Below are 19,484 nucleotides of genomic sequence, written 5' to 3' on the forward strand. Positions count from 1 at the left end.
CTCATTACTCAAGCACTGCTGCTGCCAAAGCTTGTTGGATTTCAAATACATTATTATCACTCTTAAATTGAAGGACCTCTGCAGGCTCCAGTGCTGATGAAATCCAAATCTTAAGTTCAGCATCTAGGTCAAAGTGGCCCGAGCTCTCTACAGTGAAACGAGAGATTGAGTGATAAGGGATAGACTTGTAAGAAGTCTTCTTCCCTGTAACACCTTGTTTATCGACTAAAATCAAGCGTTTCTCTGTAAAGACAATCAGGTCACGAACAAGGACATAGGCTAACTCCACTTGTTCACCTGGAATTAAGATACCCTCCAATTGACGCTCAACCTTATCATTATCTTTCTTAGACGCATTGCCAAGCAGTCCTGAAAAAAGTCCCATAGTTATTTCTCCTTTTTATTGTATTTTAAAGATAATCCTTGCTTTAACTATACCACAATTTTAGGATTTCAGACACTTGCAGAAATGGGTTTCTAGTAGTACAATTAAGGAGTCACAAGAGGAGCAATTGCTGAGAATGGCTAGCTTGAATTTTTTCTTCAAGACTTGCCTAAACTCTTACCACCTGATCAGGTTAGGACCTGCGTAGGGATGTGTCTCAAAATAGATTGAAATAGAAGAACTTCTATGACAACGTTTTGATGTGGCAAAAATAGCCAATCAAGACGATTGGTATAGGAGGTTTTTTTATGTCGAAAACAAGTATTCGACCAATGATTGAGGTTGCACTCTTTGCAACCATTGCTTATATCCTGGACCTAGTTACTCAGCCCATGTCACTAGGCCCTTGGATTTCCCTTTCCTTTAAGATGGTGCCCATCTTTCTCCTCAGTTTTCGCTGGGGCTTAAAAGCTGGTGCTATGGGCGGTCTTATCTGGGGGCTTCTCCAAGTAGTCACAGGACAAGCAGCCGGTGGTTGGCTGACCTTGACACAAGGTTTTCTGGAGTACTTTGTCGCCTTTAGTCTGATTGGTATCAGTGGTGTGGTCAAACCAGCCCTTGATAAAGCCATTAAACAAGGCCATAAAGTTAAGTCTCTGATGTATATCACTTGGGGGATTCTGCTTGGTAGCTTTGCTCGTTACCTCATTCACTTTATAGCCGGTGTCATCTTTTGGGGAAGCTATGCCCCTAAAGGACAAAGCCCTTATCTCTATTCACTCATTGTCAATAGCTCATCTTTCCTAGGAGAAACATTGGCCAGCCTTATTGTTTTCTTCGCCCTGCAACGATTCCTAGGCAGATTACTCAATACAGAAAAATAAAAGAAACCATAGGACAGTCTTAAGTGACAGTCCTATGGTTTTTCTTGTTTTTATAAAAAACGGCAATAAACAGTACGAACAATAATTATTATCTGATCCAATCATGGAATGGCAATATCTAAAATAGCTTGATAGTTTGGATAGGTTGCTGATAGATGAATCTTAAAACTAAAATGAATTGAAGATAGTCGATCCAGAGTTCGATACGTATAAGCAACTTTCATTACTTACGAATAGTTTTTGAAAAATGGTTTTTATGTGTCTTGATGAAATGCTCAAGCCAGCTTTCCTCATGATCATCATCCTTTTTACTTGATGACACATCTGTATCTTTATCATCGTCATCTGAGAAATCGACTTTCCCAAAAAGAACAACTTTATCTTCTGTGCTAGCACTTGCTGAGTTGTTAGTAGTTGTCCCACTATTAAACAAGAAAGCTGCAATTCCCAAAGCGACGAGTCCACCTGCAATAAGTAATTTTTTCATTTTTATATTATCCTTCTATTGTAGTTGTAAGACTTACACGTATTATCTTACAGGAAAAAATGAACCACTTAAAATTGATTACATATCTGTAATCAGAGAAAATGACCTATCAATTTGATGCGACACATCATAACATTCTAGAAATTCCGCTATTCTCTGACATTCTCTCATTACCTCTAGACCGTTTGGATTACCTTGCAAATAACTAAATTGGCCTTTAATAAATTTCAATTGTAATCGCCCAAACATATCTGATTCTAAAATGTCTAATCGTTCTATATATTTTATAAATTTAGCTGCAATACTATCCTCTTTTCTATCTAAAACTTGACTAGTGATATTTAACAAAATACGATAAACCCGTCGCCTATTTTCATCTATACCATTATAAAATTGAGTACGATGAAATAGTTCATTACCAAGGATTTCTATTGTTTTAGAACTTAAAGCCCTAGAACAATTTCCTAAAATCCAAAGTTCATAAAAACACCACTCATCGATAGACATTAAATAATCAGTAATGACTTGTTTCTCTTCTTCAGGTATTTTTTGATTTGCATCACATCGATTTAACATAACATAGAAGACAGCTATTAAAACTCTGTCCGATTTTCTTTGATTCTCCTCGTAGCGTTGCTGGTATTCTTTTATTTTTTTTCTAAAATAGCTAGTATTATGGTTTTCAACAGCTTGTCTTATTTCTACAGAAACACGTATATCTTCGTCTTGGTAATAAGAATGATAGAAAGTAGAAAACTCTCCTTGTAAAACATCCATATTTTCTAAGCAATGAAAAAAAGTATCTACAGAAAGGTTACTTTTGCCATTTTCAAAGCGTGAAAGTTGAGCAGGGGTTACGAAGTCACCAGCCACCTCTTTAAGTGACATATTTTTAGATTCACGAATCATTTTAAAAACTTTTCCGTAATTACTCATATAAATTACCTCTTGTTACATTTATGTAATGTTTTTTATATCTTTCACAAAATAGTTTATCATATAAAAAAACAAATTAAAGTATGATCGTGTAAAAAACTTTTTCTATAGGTGGAATTGGGACAATCATTCAATTAGGAATGATGATTTCTCAATTATCTTTTTCATTCCTAATTATCTATGTAAATGCAATCACTGTTAGTTACATTTACCTTATCCTATCAATATGTTTATGTTTGTTATTACTTAAACATCATTTTAAAACACGAGGAGAAAAATAATGTCAAAACTCTTGTCAATACAAGGATTAACAAAAAAATATGATCAACAAATCGCCGTCAATAATGTATCTTTCGATATTAAAAAAGGAGAAATCTGTGGTCTTGTTGGTGAAAATGGAGCTGGTAAAACTACTCTTCTCAGGATGCTATCAGGTCTAATATCCCCTAGTTCTGGAAATATTACTAAAACAAAAGGCTATCGTATGGGGGCCTTAATTGAGTCTCCTGCTCTCCAACCGAATTTGTCAGCAATCGATAACTTGCAATATATGGCTCTCCAGTTAAATCTGCCAAATAGAAAAGAAGTGATTCGTCAAACACTTCAGATTGTCGGCCTTAGTGATGTGAACTCCAAAAAGAAAGCTAAGGACTTTTCTCTAGGCATGCGCCAACGCTTAGCCATTGCTTTAGCTATTTTGGATAAACCTGACTTCCTTATTCTAGACGAGCCAATTAATGGCTTAGATCCTGTTGGTATTAAAGAAATGAGGGCGATCATTTTGAAATTACGAGAACAATTTGGAATGACTATTCTGATTTCTAGCCACATACTGTCAGAGTTAGAGATGGTTGTTGATCGTTATATTATCATGCACAATGGTAGTATTGTCAAAGAATTAAAAAAAGAATCATTGCAGAAGCAATTGGAAAAACAAATTTATATCAGGACAGGGTCTAATAGTCAAATGGTCGATGTCTTACGAGATAATCTTATCAATTATGCCATTGATGGAGAATATATTACTTTGAAAGATGATGGAAACATCATGCCTATCATTAGATTGATTGTGCAACACGATATTGAAGTAAAAGAGATTTTCAATAAACAAATCACCTTTGAAGACTTTTATCTTGACCTCATCCAGGAAGGAAAATAATATGAGTAACTATTTTAAAGCAGATCTTTTTAAAATTTATAAAGAGCATAGACTATTTTTATCTCTAGGAATCTTACTGACCTTATCCATCTTATCTGCTTTCTTACTTCGTGGAAATGAAGGATATACCTCCTCAGTTATCCAATTGCTCTCTCAATTTATTACACTATTTTTTATTGTTCCTGCTAACCTTTATTTTGGAGAGGATTTTTCAAACCGAACAATAAATAATATCATTATCAAGCAGCCAAAGAGAAATCAGGTTTTCATATATAAGGCTCTCAGCACCATTTTCCTAAACATTGTATACGTACTAATAGCTTATATTAGCAGTTTACTAGTTGGAACATTACTTTCAGAAACAGTAGATTTTCATCTTGCTTTGACGATTTTGACAAATCAAATCCCTTTATTCTTGTGTATTACCTTTCTTTGCATTCTCTTATTTGTGACCCTAAAGAGAATCCCTCAAGCCTATCTAATCTATAGTTTGATTTGTCTTCTGTTTGATAATCTCTCTCATCTTATCAGTAGTAATCTTCTCCATCTGAATCTCCCATCTGATGTATTCCTTTTCCAATCTCTCCAAAATGCAGAATCAATTTCTGTTCTGACCTTTATACTTAGCACTGTATCTCTTATACTATACTGCTTCTTAAGTTACTTTATTTTTAGCCGTAAAGAATTTAAATAATTATTCTCTTTGAAGTATTACTTGAAGTTTAAATTTGCCAAAAATCACATTTTCACTTTGTAAATTATATCTAAAAAATGGCCTTCTCTCTCAGTTAAAAGAAGTACCTGAATGTGTCTTTCTTCAGGAAACTGTCGATGAAAATCAGTTAGTACATGTTTATTCTGTATTTGAAGTCATTTCAACCCTTGCTTTTTCAGTTTTCGTCTTTCTGATGAGTTCTATTACTGAAAAATTTGGAATTACAACAAGTTTCTGGCTATCAACAATTTGCATACTTTTAGAAGCTGGCTTGATTTATCATAATCGTAATTATCTAAAGTAATTAATCATAGGTATACTTGATAACTATTAGGTTTATAAAGTCAAAACCACCCGTGAGAACGGGTGGCTTGCTCTTCGGCTGAAAGCCTCTGCTACCGGCCGAGGCCTAAAGGCCTACCGAATGGTTTCCCTTCAGCACCACCTTTGCTAGCTAACCCGTCTAGCGGGTCTCTTTAAGATTACTTTCTCTTATTCTTCTCACCTGTAAACGGATCATACTCCTCAAATAGACTTAGCTGATCTGCTATCACGTCTTCTTGTAATTGATTACGAATATATTCTTCAATTCGCTTCTGATTTCGTCCAACCGTATCAACATAAAACCCTCGACACCAAAATTTGCGATTCCCATATTTATACTTTAAATTAGCGTGTCGATCAAATATCATTAAGCTACTTTTGCCCTTTAAATATCCCATAAATGAGGAAATACTTAGTTTCGGTGGTATACTCACCAACATGTGAATATGATCTGGGCAAGCTTCTGCTTCATGAATTTCAACACCTTTTCTTTCGCATAATAATCGTAAGATTTGACCAATACTTGCTTTGTATTTCCCATAAATTATCTGACGTCGATATTTGGGTGCGAACACAATATGATACTTACAATTCCATGTAGTATGTGCTAAACTATTATTATCCTGTCTCATCAGGGGTCCTCCTTTTGTATATTAGTTAGTGGTCGGGAAACCTTATCTAATATAACACTTTAGGGGGACTTTTTTGATACATCGCTAAAAGCTTTTCGGAACCACTAGCACAGCTAGTGGTTTTCGTAAAACAAAAATAGGACTATCTGATTAGATAGTCCTATATTTTGTGTTGTTTTAGAGACGTGACGTAGATATCATTATTAAAATATTACGACACGAAGTCAGACGAATCGATATTATTCGGCTGACGTAGTTAGTGAGACGGCTAGCTAGCCACAAAATAGTGGCTAGCGTCAAAAGATGAACGATTTACATAAACTATACATAGTTGAGATGTAGTTTCTAACAACTAAACAAAATATGATAATAACTACATGCCACAATAGTTAATTTGGCGCTCCATTACTCGTCTTTTCCTTAAATTTTAACTGAGAATATTATTATCCAACTAAGATAACAATAATTCCTTCGCAAACTAAAACAACCAATAACAACAATTTTTGTTTCTTCATATTAATTACCTCACTTTTGTTTTACTGTATTTTATGTTAAGATACAAAAAAATATATGTTCCCATATATGCAAACTGGAGGTTTCCCATGCAAAAATTTGGAGAAATTTTTAAAAAATTTCGTGAATCAAGAGGGATACGATTAAAAGATGTCGCAAAAGCAGGTATTTCAACGTCTCAACTATCCCGTTTTGAAAAGGGACAAACAGATTTAACCGTTTCAAAGTTTATGTTGATCTTAGATGAAATCAATATGCCTATTGAGGAATTTATGTATGCCGTCCATGATTTTCATCGTGATGAACTGAATGAACTATTAGCAAAGATTCAGCTTTTTGTATCGACTCATAATATTAATGGATTAAAGAAACTACTTAATTCCCAACTAAAATCAGAACCTAAACGAGAAAAGTTTCATCACATTAATACTATTTTATTAAAAATTCGTTTGCAGGATTTATCAGGAGAAAGTTATTATACAAAGCAGGACTTAACCGATTTAACCGATTATCTATTTAGTGTTGAGTACTGGGGTTATTATGAATTATTGATTTTTGCAAATACCTTAGATGTGTTGAACCATGAGACTCTTATGGTTTTGGCAAAGGAGATGTCTAGAAGGTCTGATTTTTACAAAGAGATTCCTAATAATCGACGCATGATATCAACCATGTTATTAAATGTTTATATTACATGCATAGAAAGAAAAGAACTCATTGATGCACTGTATTTTGAAAAACAATTAAACCAATGCTTTTTTATCGAGACTGAAATCTATGAACGATTGGTTTTTCAATATGCACAAAATTATTATCAATATAAAAAAGAAGGAAGCAATCAGTCTATAATCGAAATGAAGAAATGTGTTGATGCCATGAAATTGGTAGGGAGCGAGAATATTGCAAAGACTTATGAAGCACATTTGAAAAAATTGATAGAGGAAAATAGTTAGAAAGCATATATGGGAAATTATTAAATAAGATTATTATTCTTGTAAAATTATTTTGTTTAAAAAATATGTGAATCCAATTTCCAGATTTGGTAACCAATATGGAGAAACGATATGTCTAAATCCTTTCTGAAATTACTTATCTCTCAGTTATTTGCTAACTTAGCTGACATTTTTCTTAGGGTATCTCTCATTGCAAATATCTACGTCATTACAAAATCCGTTATCGCAACCTCAATGGTTCCGATTCTAATCGGATTGTCAGCTTTCGTGGCAAGCCTTCTGGTGCCATTAGTAACTAAAAAACTAGCCTTAAATAGAGTGCTTTCATTCACTCAATGTGGAAAGACTTTTTTATTAGCAATACTCCTTGTAATGCTCATTAAGGCTCAATTTGTTCCAGCCTTAGGAATGTATATCTTTGTTGTCGCTATTTCTATCTTAGATGGCTTTGCGTCGCCCGTATCTTTTGCCATGATTCCTAGATATGCCACAAATTTGGGAAAGGCAAATGCTGCCTTATCAATGAGTGGTGAGGGAGTACAATTGATTGGATGGGGACTGGGCGGTCTCTTATATACTTCGCTTGGTCTTTTTCCCACACTGTTGATAGTCTTACTCCTTTATCTCCTTTCCACTTTTGTGATGCTCTTTCTTCCTCAGGCCAAAATAGAGCAGTTAGAAGCGGAGACAAATCTTGATACTCTAGTAAAGGGATGGAAGTTAGTTGCAAAAAATCCTAAATTAAAGTTATTTGTTCAAGCAAATTTATTAGAGGACTTCTCAAATACAATCTGGGTATCGTCTGTAATCCTTGTTTTTGTAACCGAGGTATTAAAACAAACTGAAAGTTACTGGGGCTACTCAAATACAGCCTATTCCCTTGGTATCATTTTAGGTGGAATAATTGTCTACAAACTATCCGAAAATTTTTTAGCGCATAAGTGGAAAAGTATTCTCTTTTCACTCTTAGCAATGGCGACCATCACAGCCAGTATCCTCTTTTTCTCAAATACACAAACATTTTTAATTTTCTCAAGTTTAATCGGCTTCTTTTCTCAGTTAAAAGAAGTACCTGAAAGTGTCTTTCTTCAGGAAACTGTCGATGAAAATCAGTTAGTACATGTTTATTCTGTATTTGAAGTCATTTCAACCCTTGCTTTTTCAGTTTTCGTCTTTCTGATGAGTTCTATTACTGAAAAATTTGGAATTACAACAAGTTTCTGGCTATCAACAATTTGCATACTTTTAGAAGCTAGCTTGATTTATCATATTCGTGATTATCTAAAGTAATTAATCATAGGTATACTTGATAACTATTAGGTTTATAAAAAATATAGGACTATCTGATTAGATAGTCCTATATTTTGTGTTGTTTTAGAGATGTGACGTAGATATCATTATTAAGATATTACGACACGAAGTCAGACGAATCGATATTATTCGCCTGACGTAGTTAGTGAGACGGCTAGCTAGCCACAAGATAGGGACTAGCGTAAAAAGATGAACGATTTACATAAACTATACATAGCATTACGACATGAGAAAACGGAAACGATTATTTTCCGTTTTGAGTTAGTAAGGGACTTAGCCACGGTCTCATAGTATGTAGTGTAGATATCATTATTAAGATTTTACGACACGAAGTCAGACGAATCGATATTATTCGTCTGACGTAGTTAGTGAGACGGCTAGCTAGACACAAGATAGGGGCTAGCGTCAAAAGATGAACGATTTAAAATCGTCATCTTTTGTGCCGTATTACATCTTCTCTTCCAATGTTACATCTGGATATTTATCCGCAAACCAACGGAGGGCAAAGTCATTTTCAAAGAGGAAGACTGGTTGGTCAAAGCGGTCTTTAGCCAAGATATTTCGGCTTGATGACATGCGTTCATCAAGGTCCTCAGGTTGGATCCAACGCACCGTCTTTTTACCCATTGGTGTCATAACAACTTCGGCATTGTACTCATTTTCCATACGATGTTTGAAGACTTCAAACTGAAGTTGACCAACAGCACCAAGCATGTATTCGCCTGTTTGGTAGTTGGTGTAGAGCTGGATAGCTCCTTCTTGCACCAATTGTTCGATTCCTTTGTGGAAGGACTTCTGTTTCATGACGTTTTTAGCAGAAACTTTCATGAACAACTCTGGCGTAAAGGTTGGCAGTGGCTCAAATTCAAATTTGTTTTTACCTACAGTAAGGGTATCACCAACCTGATAAGTTCCTGTATCGTAAACCCCTATAATGTCTCCTGCCACGGCATTTTCGACATTTTCACGAGATTCAGCCATAAACTGAGTGACGTTAGAGAGCTTAGCTCCTTTACCTGTACGTGTTAGGTTAACACTCATACCACGCTCGAATTCACCAGACACGATACGAACGAAGGCAATACGGTCACGGTGACGTGGGTCCATGTTGGCTTGGATTTTGAAAACAAAACCAGAGAAATCCTTGTTAAGAGGATCAATCTCATCACCATCAACTGTCTTGTGGCCATGTGGTTCTGGCGCAAATTTGAGGAAGGTATCGAGGAAGGTTTGAACCCCAAAGTTAGTGAGGGCAGAACCGAAGAAGACTGGTGTCAATTCACCAGCTAAAATAGCTTCTTCAGAGAATTCATTACCCGCTTCTGTCAAGAGTTCGATATCTTCTTTAGCTTGCTCATAGAATGGGTTGTTGGCAAAAAGAGTATCACCATCTTCAATCTTGGCAAAGCGCTCGTCACCCTTGTAAAGCTCCAAGCGTTCGTTATAGAGGTCGTAAAGTCCTTCGAAGGCCTTACCCATACCGATAGGCCAGTTCATTGGGTAGCTGGCAATACCAAGCACTTCTTCCAACTCTTCCAAGAGGTCGAGTGGCTCACGTCCATCACGGTCCAATTTGTTCATGAAGGTGAAGACAGGAATACCACGGTGTTTGACAACTTCGAAAAGTTTTTTGGTTTGGGCCTCGATACCTTTGGCTGAGTCAACGACCATGACGGCAGCGTCGACCGCCATAAGAGTACGGTAAGTATCTTCTGAGAAGTCCTCGTGCCCTGGGGTATCAAGGATATTGACACGTTTGCCGGCGTAGTCAAACTGCATCACAGATGAGGTTACTGAGATACCACGTTGTTTCTCAATATCCATCCAGTCTGACTTAGCGAAGTTTCCGGTTTTCTTACCTTTTACGGTACCAGCTTCACGGATTTCACCCCCAAAGTAAAGCAATTGTTCAGTGATTGTTGTTTTACCAGCATCGGGGTGAGAGATGATGGCAAAAGTACGGCGTTTTTTGATTTCGTCTTGGATACTCATAGTTTTCTTTCTTCTTTAAAAATAATCTTTTTGATACTTTTCCTTAGCGGTATCAAACGTCAATAGCTTCCCTGGGAATTGTAAAACTTCCATGCTCAATAGGAACTGACAGTCATAGTTTTTTACCAGATTGAAAAGTAAGATAGTTGTAGCGCTTCTTTCAGAAAATCTCTGGCTTTTAAAAGCTACATTTGTTGTCGAGGCTTGCGATAATTCTCGCAGGCACAGCTCTTTTATTATATCCAAATTACAGTGTGAAAGCAATTCTGAAAGCGTTTTGTGTTAGAATAAAACAAATAAAATGAAAAAACACGCTATCAACTTTCTGATAGCGTGTTTCTTCATTTATTTAATATTTGTCTTCAAAACGCTCCAGACCTTTTTTCATGATTACCATGAGAATAATCACAGCTCCTGAAACAGCAAGGTATTTGACAACTAAGGGAGTTCCCATAATAAATGGTGTGTGTTTAAGCATGCCATAGTTTCCACCGATGGTCTGATTAACTATTACCAAAGCTAGATTTAGTAATAAGGTAGCCACCACAATCAGCCGCTTGCTGATGGGATGAGTTTTATAACTATTAAAAATGACATTGAGGCTATTGACCAGTAGGGCATAGTGACCAATTAGGAAAGAAAAGCCTGTGATATGTGGAAACTCATAGGGATCAAATACTGGATAAATCAATGCACAGTAAGTTCCGACAACTCCCATAATAGCGAAATAGCTCTTTATTCTACTATTTTTCAGGAGGAGAACAGCAAACATGGCCATGCGGCAATGGTAAAGGGGCAGACTAATGTAAAGTGGAAAGCCCTGCCAGAGGTACCAGGTATAAAGGGCAAAGAGTTGAATGGCTTGGAAAGTGAGAAAGGTCCAACGCCATATCTTATTCTTATACCAACGCCAACTCAAGTAACTCAAAAGTACCATCGCCAAAAGCATAAGCAAATAATAGGGCAAAGGTATCTGGGGTGGATGAGTTTGGGTGGTTGTCAAAAAATCCTTCATTCTCTTCTCCTGCTGAAATTACTATGCCTGCTATTATATCAAATTTCAGGGTAAAGCAAAAACCTGCTTTAGAGAGCAGGTTAGAAAACTTAATTCTTAGCTTGTAATTCTTCCACGACCTTGGCTAGGTTCATAGAGTTAGAGCCCTTGAGCAAGATTTGATCGTGCTCACCTAGGCTTTCTTTGATTTGTTTGACCATAGCGTCAAATTGGTCTTCGTCAGCTGTTTTCTTGAAATAATAAACATGACCAAGAGGGAACATTTGGCTAGCAAGTTGCGACAATTCTGCAATATCCTCACCGTAGAAAATCACCGTATCAATAGCATCTGGTGTCAGACTTAGTATCATCTGCGTGTGAAGTTGCACAGACTGTTCACCGAGTTCTTTCATATCAGCTAGGACAGCAATTTTCTTGCCTCCTTCATTTTTAGGAATGGCTGAGAAGGTCTCCAAAATGAGCTTCATGGCTGTTGGATTGGCATTGTAAACGTCTGAAAGGATATCGGCACCGTTGGCTGCTTTTTTCCATTCGGTACGGTTTTTTGTAAGCTGCAAGTTAGCAAGAGCTGAGAGGATATTTTCCTCAGTTACACCCAAGTGTTTTGCGACATAAGCAGCAACCATGGCATTTGTGGCATTATATTTTCCAGTGACTGGCAAGGTAACTTGTCCGTCTAGGAAGTTGGTTGAAAAGGTGAGATGGTCCTTGAATTCTGTCAACTCAGAGACTGTAAGCTCCGCGCCATCCCCAAAGCGTACCACTTCAAGATTGCTTGGCAAGAAAGGATCTACGATAGGATCACTTGGCACAAGCAAGAGGCTACCATCAGGCATACCGTCTTGCATTTGCATTTTACCTTGGGCAATCTTGTCACGGCTACCGAAGAATTCCAAATGAGCCTCTCCGATTAAGGTAACAACGGCTGTTTTTGGCTTAGCCAAGGTTGACAAGAGGTGAATGTCTCCCATGTGGTCTTGCCCCATCTCAAGGACGATTTTCTCCGTATCATCAGGCATGTGGAGGGCTGTATAAGGAAGACCAATCTCATTGTTGTAATTGCCTTGGGTTTTGTAAGTACGATAGGTTGTTGCCAAGATATCATGAATCATGTCCTTGGTTGTTGTCTTACCATTAGAACCAGTCACAGCAATAACATCAACCTCAGTCTTTTCAAGATAGTAGGCAGCTAGCTTTTGGAATGCTTCAAGAGCGTCATCAACTAGGATGTGGACTTGATCAGCTGGTAATTCTTTTTCTGTGAAAGTCGCTAGAGCACCATTGTCAAAGGCTGTTTGGATAAAATCATGCCCGTCACGCGCACCTTTTAGTGGCAAAAAGAGGTCGCCCGCTGTAATCTTACGGCTATCAAACTCAATCTGGTTAATGGCAACATCTTCATAGGCTGTGACATCATTTTTAGCGCCAACAACCTTGGCAATTTCATGGAGTGTCAGTTTCATCTTAAAATCCTCTGTTTTATTTTTACAAGTCTGGCAAGAAATAAGATTTTCTTGCCTGCAATCACTTCCAATTATATCACAAATCAGGCTAGCTTTTGCTTGGAAGACGAATTTGTTACAATGGTTGATGAAAGGATTAGGCATGACAAAGAAAAAATTAGTCAATCTCTCTAAGGGAGAGGAAAATATAAATAGCGACTGTCAAAGTATCGAAGAACCTAAAGGGTGGCGCTTTAATTGGAGAAAGTTCATCATACTAGAACCAACAGCTGAATTGATTATTTTAGTGCTGATTGCACTGCTATGGGGTGGCTTTTATTACTACAAGCACTATACGGTCAATGAAGATAACATTTATGGTCTCTGGCAGTCTGATCATCATAAGTTAGCGATTTCCTATAAGCATATTCGGAAACGAGGAAATATCGACTGGCAAGTCGTACAGGATGGTAAGTATATTATCTATGCTGCTAGAACTCGCCCAGTCAAACGGCTTAATGACGGAACTCTTCACATGGAGCTCTACACTGTGGAAGGCTACCTGACAGACCTACCCACCAAGGACGGCTTCAGCTATATGGATTTCTATCTTCGCAAAAACAATTATCTTACCTATGATGGCGAGTCCTACAAGCGTATCAATTCTGGAAACAAGTCCATCACTTGGAAAGATGGTTCCACCAGCCCTTATGGTGAACGGAAAACAACTATAGATGAGGTTTTTGAAGCCCTCTATTTGATACTTATGGGGATTTGCTCAGTTCTTATCATTATAGAGGCTCGGCAAAAGAGGAGAGAAAAACTAAGTGAGACACCAATCAAAAAGAAAATACGCTGACCGAAAGAAACTCAACCGAAAATATCATTCACAAAAAGCATATCGAAAAGAACAAAAACGTAAAACGGGATGGCGAGCACGCTGGGATAAATTTACAGACCGTCTAGTCAATGTGTTTATGATATGTTTCCTACTCATGATACCGATTTTCATCGTCCATATGATTTTCTTTGACGATGGGGTTTATAAAGATGGTATCTACGGTCTGTGGCAATCTGAAAATCATCAGCTTGCCATATCCTACGAAAGAGGGCGCAAAGGAAGTAAGCGTGATTGGGATATTGTTCAAGATGGAAATGTCCTCATTAAAAATGCACGCATCGATGATATTAAACGCTTCGAGGATGGTACCCTCTACATTGAAGTTTACGCTGAGGAACGCCTGCTTTCAGACCTCCCCGCTAAAAACGGCCTTAACTATTTGAATATGTACGTTCGTAAAGACAATTACCTGACCTATAATGGTGAATCTTACAAACTGATTGATGATGAAAACAAGAGCATTACCTGGAAAGATGGTTCAAAATCCCCTTACGGTCAACGAATAACCTTGTTTGATCGTCTGGAACCTTATATCGTATTTGGAATGTTTGGAAGCTTGCTTATATATGTCCTTTTCGTTGAATGGAAAATCAAAAGAAAATATAAAAAGGAAAAATAGGTTAAATGAGGCATCAAATAAAGAAAAAATATAGTGATCAACAGGAAATTGATAGAAAAGATCATTCACAAAATGAATATCGAAGAACACAAAAGTACAAAACTGGATGGCGAGCACGTTGGGGTAAATTCAAAGACCGTTTAGTCAAGATTTTGAGGATTTGTTTTCTATTCATGGTACCTATAGTCACCATCTATCTTAGATGCTTTTATGATGGTATCAGTGAAAATAGTATCTACGGGCTATGGCAGTCTGAAAATCACAAGCTTGCTATTTCCTATAACGAAGGAGGAAAAAGTCGTAAGTACGATTGGGAAATTATACAAGATGGAAAACTCCTTATCAAAAATGCTCGAACTCAGAAAATTAAAGGTCTTAAAGATGGAACCATCTACATTGAAGTTTACGCCAAGGAAAGTCTGTTCTCAGACCTTCCCACAAAGAACGGCCATAACTATTTGAATATGTATGTACGGAAGGATCATTATTTGACTTATAATGGTGAGTCCTACAAAAGGATTGATGATAGGGACAAAACCATTACTTGGAAAGATGGCTCTACCTCGGTCTATGGTGAACGCAAAACTTTTTTTGATTATATTGAACCATTTCTTTTTTGGGGAATGATGGGAGCCCTTTTCTTGTCATGTATTGTCATTTGTTGGAGAAACATAAAAAGCAAAAAGTGAGAAAAAAATCACCCTAAAACAAGTAAAACCACCCCTGCTGCTAGCTGAGCTAGATAGCCACGGGGTGGTTGTTTTATTCTCATTAAGCAAGACTTGCCTCTTACGAAGGCTGTCAGTCTTATTTCACTTCGCCACCTTCAACCACGAGGTCATCAGCTTTAGCTGCATCACCGTAAGTTGGACGAAGTGTTTTTTCATAATCTTTGTGGAAGAAATTCTCTTTACCAAGTTTCTTAATGTCTTTATTGATAAAGTCAAGGAGTTCTTTGTTACCTTTTTGAACGGCTGGGGCAATGGTATCTGGGTTACCAAGTGATGTGATTCCTACTTCATAACCTTTATTTTCTAGAGCCCAAGCAAGAACTTCTGTATTATCAGTTGAGAAGGCATCGCCACGACCATCAAGGAGGGCTTGGTAAGCATCGCTATATTGGTCATACTTTTGCAATTTGATATTTGGGTAGTTCTTTTCAAAGTAAGTTTCAGCAGTTGTTCCCTTAGTAACAATCAAAGTCTTACCTTCAAGCTCTTTAACGTCCTTAATGACCTTGTCTTTAGGTGACACCACACCGATTGAGACTTTCATGTAAGGAAGGGCAAAGTCCACTTGTTTCTTACGTTCATCAGTTACTGTAAAGTTGGCAAGGGTAATATCTACCTTGTTTGAAATCAAGAATTCTGCACGGTTGGCCGCATCTACTGAGACGTATTTAGGTTTAACACCCAAATCTTTGGCCAAACGGTTCCCAAGTTCAATATCGTAACCTTGGTAAGCACCCTTGTTATCTACATAACCGAAAGGTTTCTTGTCCGCAAAGACGGCGATACGGAGTTCACCACTCTTCTTAATTTCTTCGATGGTACGTGCTTTGGCTGTTGATTTACCAGAGCTACTGTTACTTGAGCAAGCAGTCACTGCCACCAAGGCAAAGACGAGGGCTAATAGGGCAAAAATTTTCTTTGTTAATTTCATAAATATCTCCTAAAATATTATATTTTCACTAAAAACAATGGGTTACAAATAGGCACCAAACTGACTGAAATCAAAGACATTGAGGAACTCTTGAGCTCGCTGTGTCTTTGGATGATTGAAGAATTCTTCAGCAGTACCTTCCTCAGCGATGACTCCCTTATCCATAAAGATAATACGGTCAGCGATGGCACGCGCAAACTGAAGCTCATGGGTCACAATCAACATGGTCCGTCCTTCTTGAGCGAGGTCATTGATCAATTCCAGAACCTCACGAACCATCTCAGGGTCAAGCGACGCCGTCACCTCGTCAAAGAGGATAACTTCAGGATGCATGAGCAGGGAACGGACAATGGCCACACGCTGCTTTTGACCACCTGACAGTTGTCGTGCGAAGCTATGCTTCTTGTCCAGAAGTCCCACACGGTCCAAAAGTTTCTCAGCCTCCGCAATGACTTCTTCCTTATTACGCCCCTGAGCTTTGACCGGCCCCAAAATCAGATTTTGCAGGATGTCCAAATGTGGAAAGAGGTCATAACTTTGAAAGACCATTCCGATTTTCTGACGAATCAGATGAAAATCCTTCTTACTGCCAGTGATAGACTTGCCATCCAGGAGAATATCGCCTCCTTGAATGGTCTCCAAGCCATTGATGCAACGTAGCAAGGTCGATTTCCCACAACCTGAGGAACCCAAGATAACAACGACTTCACCTTGTTTAATATCCAAGGAGATGCCTTTGAGAATCTCATTGTCCCCAAAGGACTTTTTCAAATCCTTGATTTGTAAAATGCTTTCTGTCATCTTAATTCCTCCAACGATTTTCAAGATAAGTAGACAGCTTAGATACTGGGTAACAAATGGCAAAATAAAGAATCAAAATCGTGCCATAAATCCAGAAAGAAGCTGTTGGAATAGTCAGACGGTTACTGTCGATAATCTGCTGACCAACCTTGGTCACCTCAACCACGCCAATCAAAACCACCAAGGACGTAGTCTTAATCATCCGTGTCACCAGGTTAATAGCCTGAGGCAACAAGCGACGCAAGACTTGTGGAATAATCACATAGGTATAAAGTTGCCCATTGGTCAAGCCAAGGGCCCTTCCGCTCTCAAACTGGTGTCTAGGTAGCGACGTGATTGACCCACGCACCAAATCACCCATCTCAGCCGTTCCCCAAAGGGTAAAGACGATAATAGCCGATAGCTCGCCTGAGATATTGATGTTAAAGTTCCTAGCCAGACCAAAATAAACAATAAAGAGCAAGACCAACTGGGGCATGATACGAATAAATTCCAGATAAATACGTGACAAGAAACGAATAATCTTAGACTTCGAAGTCATGACAATCCCAAAAAGTGTTCCTAGTAAAAGGGACAGAAGAACCGAGACGATGGAAATTCCAATAGTTACGCCTAAACCTTGTAAGATACGTAGGAAATTATTCCCCTGAAGAAGAACCTGAAAGCCCGAATCCTGCATAGCGTAACCTCCTTTCAATCCAACTAAAGACTAGAGAAATCGGCAGCAACATCAAGAGATAAGCCACCACCAACATGCCTAGAGCCACATCCGTTTCGTAGTAAAGACCAATCAAATCCTTGGCCACATACATCAGATCCGCCAAGGCTACCGCTGAGAATACTGACGTTTCCTTGATAAGGAAGATGACGTTAGCACTAAATGACGGAAGCGCCACAGCCACTGCCTGAGGAAGGACCACATAGCGAAAGACTTGGAATGGCGTCAAACCAATAGACAACCCCACTTCATGCTGGGTCTGACTAACAGCCTCTAGGCCACTTCGGAAGGACTCCGCCATATAGGAACCACCCAAGAAAATCAAACCTACCACAGCACAAGCCTCTGACGATAGAACCAAACCTATACGAGGCAAGCCAAAGTAGAGAAAGAAAAGCTGAATCAAGAGCGGCGTATTACGAGATAACTCAATATAAGCCGTCGAAAGCTGACTCAAAATCGGCACTCGGTAATGACGAATAACACTCACCACCAAGCCCAAAAGGAAGGAACCAAGAATCCCCAGAACGGCAATATGTAAAGTTAAAAAGAATGCCTTCTGATAAAAGGGCAAATACTGTTGAACAATGGACCAGTCCAAAACTTACCTCCTCATTTAAGATACAAAAGGCGTGTAAAATTTCGTCAACACTTGCTGACTGCCATCTACTTCTAGCCCTTTGACCTTCACTCGCCTCTGATAATCATCGCGATACGCAAATCTTCATCAAACACGAACGAGTTGCTTTATTTCATTTGAAACGTTAGATTTATTCTACCACCTGTTAGATTATTTGGATAATATGTATTTTTTATCGAGGTGATAAAGAAAAGATATAAATAAAATCTGGATTTCTGTAAAGAAAAAAACACCTCAGTCTCAGAGATTTCTCCAAGACTAAGATGTTTGTGTTCTAAATCATATTTCTTAAATCAAATGGCTTTCACGTTTATCAAACATTTCTTGTCCCAAGTCTACCAATTCCTTGATAAGGTCTGAGTAAGAAAGTCCCATATTTTCCCAAAGAAGTGGGTACATTGACCATTGGGTGAAACCTGGCATGGTGTTGAGCTCGTTAAGGTAGATGGCTCCATCCTCTGTCAGGAAGAAATCACAGCGGGCAAGACCACAACCACCGAGAGCACGGAAGGCCTTAGCCGCATAGGCACGCATTTGTGTCATGACTTCTGCAGGCACGTGAGCTGGGATGTCCATGGTAATCTTATTGTCAATGTACTTGGCTTGGTAGTCATAGAAAGCCACATCTTTGACTACTTCACCTGGATCAGTCGTTTTGACATTTGTATTGCCAAGGATACCAACCTCGATTTCTCGGGCAACCACACCTTGCTCAATCAAGATACGACTATCATATTTGAGAGCCAAATCAATCGCTGCACGAAGCTCTGCTTCATTTTCAGCTTTAGAAATCCCAACAGATGACCCCATGTTAGCAGGTTTGACAAACACTGGGAAGGTCAATTTTTCAAGCGTTTCAGCTACTGCTACTTCCAAATCTTCACCCTCGATGAAGACTGTGTAGGCAACCTGAGGCACACCAGCAACTTCAAGAATATGCTTGGTCATAATCTTGTCCATAGCCACACTTGAAGAAAGAACATTAGTACCCACATATGGCAATTTGAGGGTTTCGAGGAAACCTTGGATAGAACCATCCTCACCCATAGGACCATGAAGAACTGGGAATACCACAGCGCCTTCTTCATAAATATCGCTTGGTTTGATAGCCTGACTAGCCACAACTGTGTCATTAGTCATGAGCTTCTCGTCATCACCTGGTATTTCTGTAAATTCTTGTGTTTTAATAAAATCACCAGACTGAGTGATAAAGTAGGTTTTAACCTCAAATGCGCTGTAATCCACCGCACGCATAACACTCTCAGCTGAGAGCACAGACACTTCACGTTCTGCTGAACGTCCACCGTAGAGAAGGATAAGGGTTTGTTTAGACATAGGTATACCGTTTTCTTTTCTTGATTTTCTAGTCTCAATTTTGAGAACATAATTACTTTA

The 19,484-nt window shown here is 38.4% G+C and carries 20 protein-coding genes, 1 pseudogene and 1 riboswitch; of the genes and pseudogenes, 9 read left to right on the top strand and 12 right to left on the bottom strand.

The features are described 5' to 3' along the window. Positions 1–4: 4 nt before the first annotated feature. Positions 5–385: a PH domain-containing protein gene (locus BSR19_RS08130; RefSeq protein WP_021152428.1), complete on the bottom strand. Its 381-nt coding sequence runs from the start codon at positions 383–385 to the stop codon at positions 5–7. Positions 386–492: 107 nt separating this feature from the next. After that, positions 493–613: riboswitch (TPP riboswitch) on the top strand. Between the two features lie 80 nt (positions 614–693). On the opposite strand from BSR19_RS08130, the gene thiT reads away from it, so the two are divergent. After that, complete coding sequence (gene thiT, locus BSR19_RS08135) at positions 694–1,269, top strand: energy-coupled thiamine transporter ThiT (RefSeq protein ID WP_049545591.1); 576 nt, start codon at positions 694–696, stop codon at positions 1,267–1,269. Positions 1,270–1,492: 223 nt separating this feature from the next. On the opposite strand, the gene BSR19_RS08140 is transcribed toward thiT, so the two are convergent. Next, positions 1,493–1,756 carry a hypothetical protein gene (locus BSR19_RS08140; RefSeq protein ID WP_084870131.1) on the bottom strand — a complete coding sequence of 88 codons (264 nt, stop codon included), beginning with the start codon at positions 1,754–1,756 and terminating at the stop codon, positions 1,493–1,495. Positions 1,757–1,834: 78 nt separating this feature from the next. Next, positions 1,835–2,692 (bottom strand): Rgg/GadR/MutR family transcriptional regulator, encoded by an 858-nt coding sequence (locus BSR19_RS08145; RefSeq protein ID WP_084870133.1) that lies wholly within the window; start codon positions 2,690–2,692, stop codon positions 1,835–1,837. A gap of 280 nt (positions 2,693–2,972) precedes the next feature. On the opposite strand from BSR19_RS08145, the gene BSR19_RS08150 reads away from it, so the two are divergent. From BSR19_RS08150 to BSR19_RS11875, 3 genes and pseudogenes are all read left to right on the top strand, one after another. After that, a complete protein-coding gene (locus BSR19_RS08150) occupies positions 2,973–3,851 on the top strand; it encodes an ATP-binding cassette domain-containing protein (protein ID WP_084870134.1) in 879 nt (292 codons plus the stop codon). Between the two features lies 1 nt (position 3,852). Next, entirely contained in the window at positions 3,853–4,545 is a 693-nt protein-coding gene (locus BSR19_RS08155) for an ABC transporter permease (protein WP_084870136.1), read from the top strand. Positions 4,546–4,624: 79 nt separating this feature from the next. Continuing rightward, positions 4,625–4,870, top strand: a pseudogene (locus BSR19_RS11875) (MFS transporter); the annotation flags it as partial. Positions 4,871–5,048: 178 nt separating this feature from the next. On the opposite strand, the gene tnpA reads toward BSR19_RS11875, so the two are convergent. Next, positions 5,049–5,522 carry an IS200/IS605 family transposase gene (tnpA, locus tag BSR19_RS08165; protein ID WP_002891962.1) on the bottom strand — a complete coding sequence of 158 codons (474 nt, stop codon included), beginning with the start codon at positions 5,520–5,522 and terminating at the stop codon, positions 5,049–5,051. Positions 5,523–6,124: 602 nt separating this feature from the next. On the opposite strand from tnpA, the gene BSR19_RS08170 reads away from it, so the two are divergent. Then, complete coding sequence (locus tag BSR19_RS08170; protein WP_084869299.1) at positions 6,125–6,988, top strand: helix-turn-helix domain-containing protein; 864 nt, start codon at positions 6,125–6,127, stop codon at positions 6,986–6,988. A gap of 111 nt (positions 6,989–7,099) precedes the next feature. Beyond that, positions 7,100–8,278, top strand: a complete 1,179-nt coding sequence (locus BSR19_RS08175; protein ID WP_139724838.1) for a ryptide export MFS transporter — start codon at positions 7,100–7,102, stop codon at positions 8,276–8,278. A 468-nt stretch (positions 8,279–8,746) separates the two neighbouring features. Here BSR19_RS08175 and BSR19_RS08180 read toward each other — a convergent pair whose 3' ends face one another. The 3 genes from BSR19_RS08180 to BSR19_RS08190 all read right to left on the bottom strand — a co-directional run bounded on the left by BSR19_RS08180 (position 8,747) and on the right by BSR19_RS08190 (position 12,769). After that, the gene (locus tag BSR19_RS08180) at positions 8,747–10,291 is read right to left on the bottom strand and encodes a peptide chain release factor 3 (RefSeq protein WP_002884210.1); all 1,545 of its coding nucleotides are present in this window, start codon (positions 10,289–10,291) and stop codon (positions 8,747–8,749) included. 349 nt (positions 10,292–10,640) lie between these two features. Continuing rightward, on the bottom strand, positions 10,641–11,306 hold the full coding sequence (locus tag BSR19_RS08185) for a YwaF family protein (RefSeq protein ID WP_156246979.1): 666 nt from the start codon (positions 11,304–11,306) through the stop codon (positions 10,641–10,643). An 89-nt stretch (positions 11,307–11,395) separates the two neighbouring features. Beyond that, entirely contained in the window at positions 11,396–12,769 is a 1,374-nt protein-coding gene (locus BSR19_RS08190) for a UDP-N-acetylmuramoyl-tripeptide--D-alanyl-D-alanine ligase (protein WP_037602772.1), read from the bottom strand. 142 nt (positions 12,770–12,911) lie between these two features. Between BSR19_RS08190 and BSR19_RS08195 the strand changes: the two genes are divergently transcribed. The 3 genes from BSR19_RS08195 (at position 12,912) to BSR19_RS08205 (ending at position 14,957) form a co-directional block, all read left to right on the top strand. Further along, positions 12,912–13,607, top strand: coding sequence for a hypothetical protein (locus BSR19_RS08195; RefSeq protein ID WP_231605962.1), 696 nt, complete (start codon positions 12,912–12,914; stop codon positions 13,605–13,607). Continuing rightward, positions 13,576–14,268, top strand: coding sequence for a hypothetical protein (locus BSR19_RS08200; RefSeq protein ID WP_002884728.1), 693 nt, complete (start codon positions 13,576–13,578; stop codon positions 14,266–14,268). Before BSR19_RS08195 ends, BSR19_RS08200 begins: the two co-directional genes overlap by 32 nt. Before the next feature lie 173 nt (positions 14,269–14,441). Beyond that, positions 14,442–14,957: a hypothetical protein gene (locus BSR19_RS08205; RefSeq protein WP_371212473.1), complete on the top strand. Its 516-nt coding sequence runs from the start codon at positions 14,442–14,444 to the stop codon at positions 14,955–14,957. A gap of 118 nt (positions 14,958–15,075) precedes the next feature. On the opposite strand, the gene BSR19_RS08210 is transcribed toward BSR19_RS08205, so the two are convergent. The 5 genes from BSR19_RS08210 to BSR19_RS08230 form a co-directional block, all read right to left on the bottom strand. Next, positions 15,076–15,930 carry a cysteine ABC transporter substrate-binding protein gene (locus tag BSR19_RS08210; RefSeq protein ID WP_002884332.1) on the bottom strand — a complete coding sequence of 285 codons (855 nt, stop codon included), beginning with the start codon at positions 15,928–15,930 and terminating at the stop codon, positions 15,076–15,078. Between the two features lie 42 nt (positions 15,931–15,972). Then, complete coding sequence (locus BSR19_RS08215) at positions 15,973–16,731, bottom strand: amino acid ABC transporter ATP-binding protein (protein ID WP_002884697.1); 759 nt, start codon at positions 16,729–16,731, stop codon at positions 15,973–15,975. Between the two features lies 1 nt (position 16,732). Further along, the gene (locus tag BSR19_RS08220) at positions 16,733–17,410 is read right to left on the bottom strand and encodes an amino acid ABC transporter permease (RefSeq protein WP_022496121.1); all 678 of its coding nucleotides are present in this window, start codon (positions 17,408–17,410) and stop codon (positions 16,733–16,735) included. Then, positions 17,370–18,050, bottom strand: coding sequence for an amino acid ABC transporter permease (locus BSR19_RS08225; protein WP_002884251.1), 681 nt, complete (start codon positions 18,048–18,050; stop codon positions 17,370–17,372). Before BSR19_RS08225 ends, BSR19_RS08220 begins: the two co-directional genes overlap by 41 nt. A gap of 327 nt (positions 18,051–18,377) precedes the next feature. Further along, a complete protein-coding gene (locus BSR19_RS08230) occupies positions 18,378–19,424 on the bottom strand; it encodes a D-alanine--D-alanine ligase (protein ID WP_060972597.1) in 1,047 nt (348 codons plus the stop codon). Positions 19,425–19,484: the final 60 nt, after the last annotated feature.

The organism is Streptococcus salivarius, from assembly GCF_009738225.1.
Classification (GTDB): domain Bacteria; phylum Bacillota; class Bacilli; order Lactobacillales; family Streptococcaceae; genus Streptococcus.

Excerpts from the sequence above, each read along its gene's own strand:
- BSR19_RS08130 (WP_021152428.1), bottom strand. The coding sequence starts at position 385 with ATGGGACTTTTTTCAGGACTGCTTGGCAATGCGTCTAAGAAAGATAAT.
- thiT (WP_049545591.1), top strand. The coding sequence starts at position 694 with ATGTCGAAAACAAGTATTCGACCAATGATTGAGGTTGCACTCTTTGCA.
- BSR19_RS08140 (WP_084870131.1), bottom strand. The coding sequence starts at position 1,756 with ATGAAAAAATTACTTATTGCAGGTGGACTCGTCGCTTTGGGAATTGCA.
- BSR19_RS08145 (WP_084870133.1), bottom strand. The coding sequence starts at position 2,692 with ATGAGTAATTACGGAAAAGTTTTTAAAATGATTCGTGAATCTAAAAAT.
- BSR19_RS08150 (WP_084870134.1), top strand. The coding sequence starts at position 2,973 with ATGTCAAAACTCTTGTCAATACAAGGATTAACAAAAAAATATGATCAA.
- BSR19_RS08155 (WP_084870136.1), top strand. The coding sequence starts at position 3,853 with ATGAGTAACTATTTTAAAGCAGATCTTTTTAAAATTTATAAAGAGCAT.
- tnpA (WP_002891962.1), bottom strand. The coding sequence starts at position 5,522 with ATGAGACAGGATAATAATAGTTTAGCACATACTACATGGAATTGTAAG.
- BSR19_RS08170 (WP_084869299.1), top strand. The coding sequence starts at position 6,125 with ATGCAAAAATTTGGAGAAATTTTTAAAAAATTTCGTGAATCAAGAGGG.
- BSR19_RS08175 (WP_139724838.1), top strand. The coding sequence starts at position 7,100 with ATGTCTAAATCCTTTCTGAAATTACTTATCTCTCAGTTATTTGCTAAC.
- BSR19_RS08180 (WP_002884210.1), bottom strand. The coding sequence starts at position 10,291 with ATGAGTATCCAAGACGAAATCAAAAAACGCCGTACTTTTGCCATCATC.
- BSR19_RS08185 (WP_156246979.1), bottom strand. The coding sequence starts at position 11,306 with ATGAAGGATTTTTTGACAACCACCCAAACTCATCCACCCCAGATACCT.
- BSR19_RS08190 (WP_037602772.1), bottom strand. The coding sequence starts at position 12,769 with ATGAAACTGACACTCCATGAAATTGCCAAGGTTGTTGGCGCTAAAAAT.
- BSR19_RS08195 (WP_231605962.1), top strand. The coding sequence starts at position 12,912 with ATGACAAAGAAAAAATTAGTCAATCTCTCTAAGGGAGAGGAAAATATA.
- BSR19_RS08205 (WP_371212473.1), top strand. The coding sequence starts at position 14,442 with ATGGTACCTATAGTCACCATCTATCTTAGATGCTTTTATGATGGTATC.
- BSR19_RS08210 (WP_002884332.1), bottom strand. The coding sequence starts at position 15,930 with ATGAAATTAACAAAGAAAATTTTTGCCCTATTAGCCCTCGTCTTTGCC.
- BSR19_RS08215 (WP_002884697.1), bottom strand. The coding sequence starts at position 16,731 with ATGACAGAAAGCATTTTACAAATCAAGGATTTGAAAAAGTCCTTTGGG.
- BSR19_RS08220 (WP_022496121.1), bottom strand. The coding sequence starts at position 17,410 with ATGCAGGATTCGGGCTTTCAGGTTCTTCTTCAGGGGAATAATTTCCTA.
- BSR19_RS08230 (WP_060972597.1), bottom strand. The coding sequence starts at position 19,424 with ATGTCTAAACAAACCCTTATCCTTCTCTACGGTGGACGTTCAGCAGAA.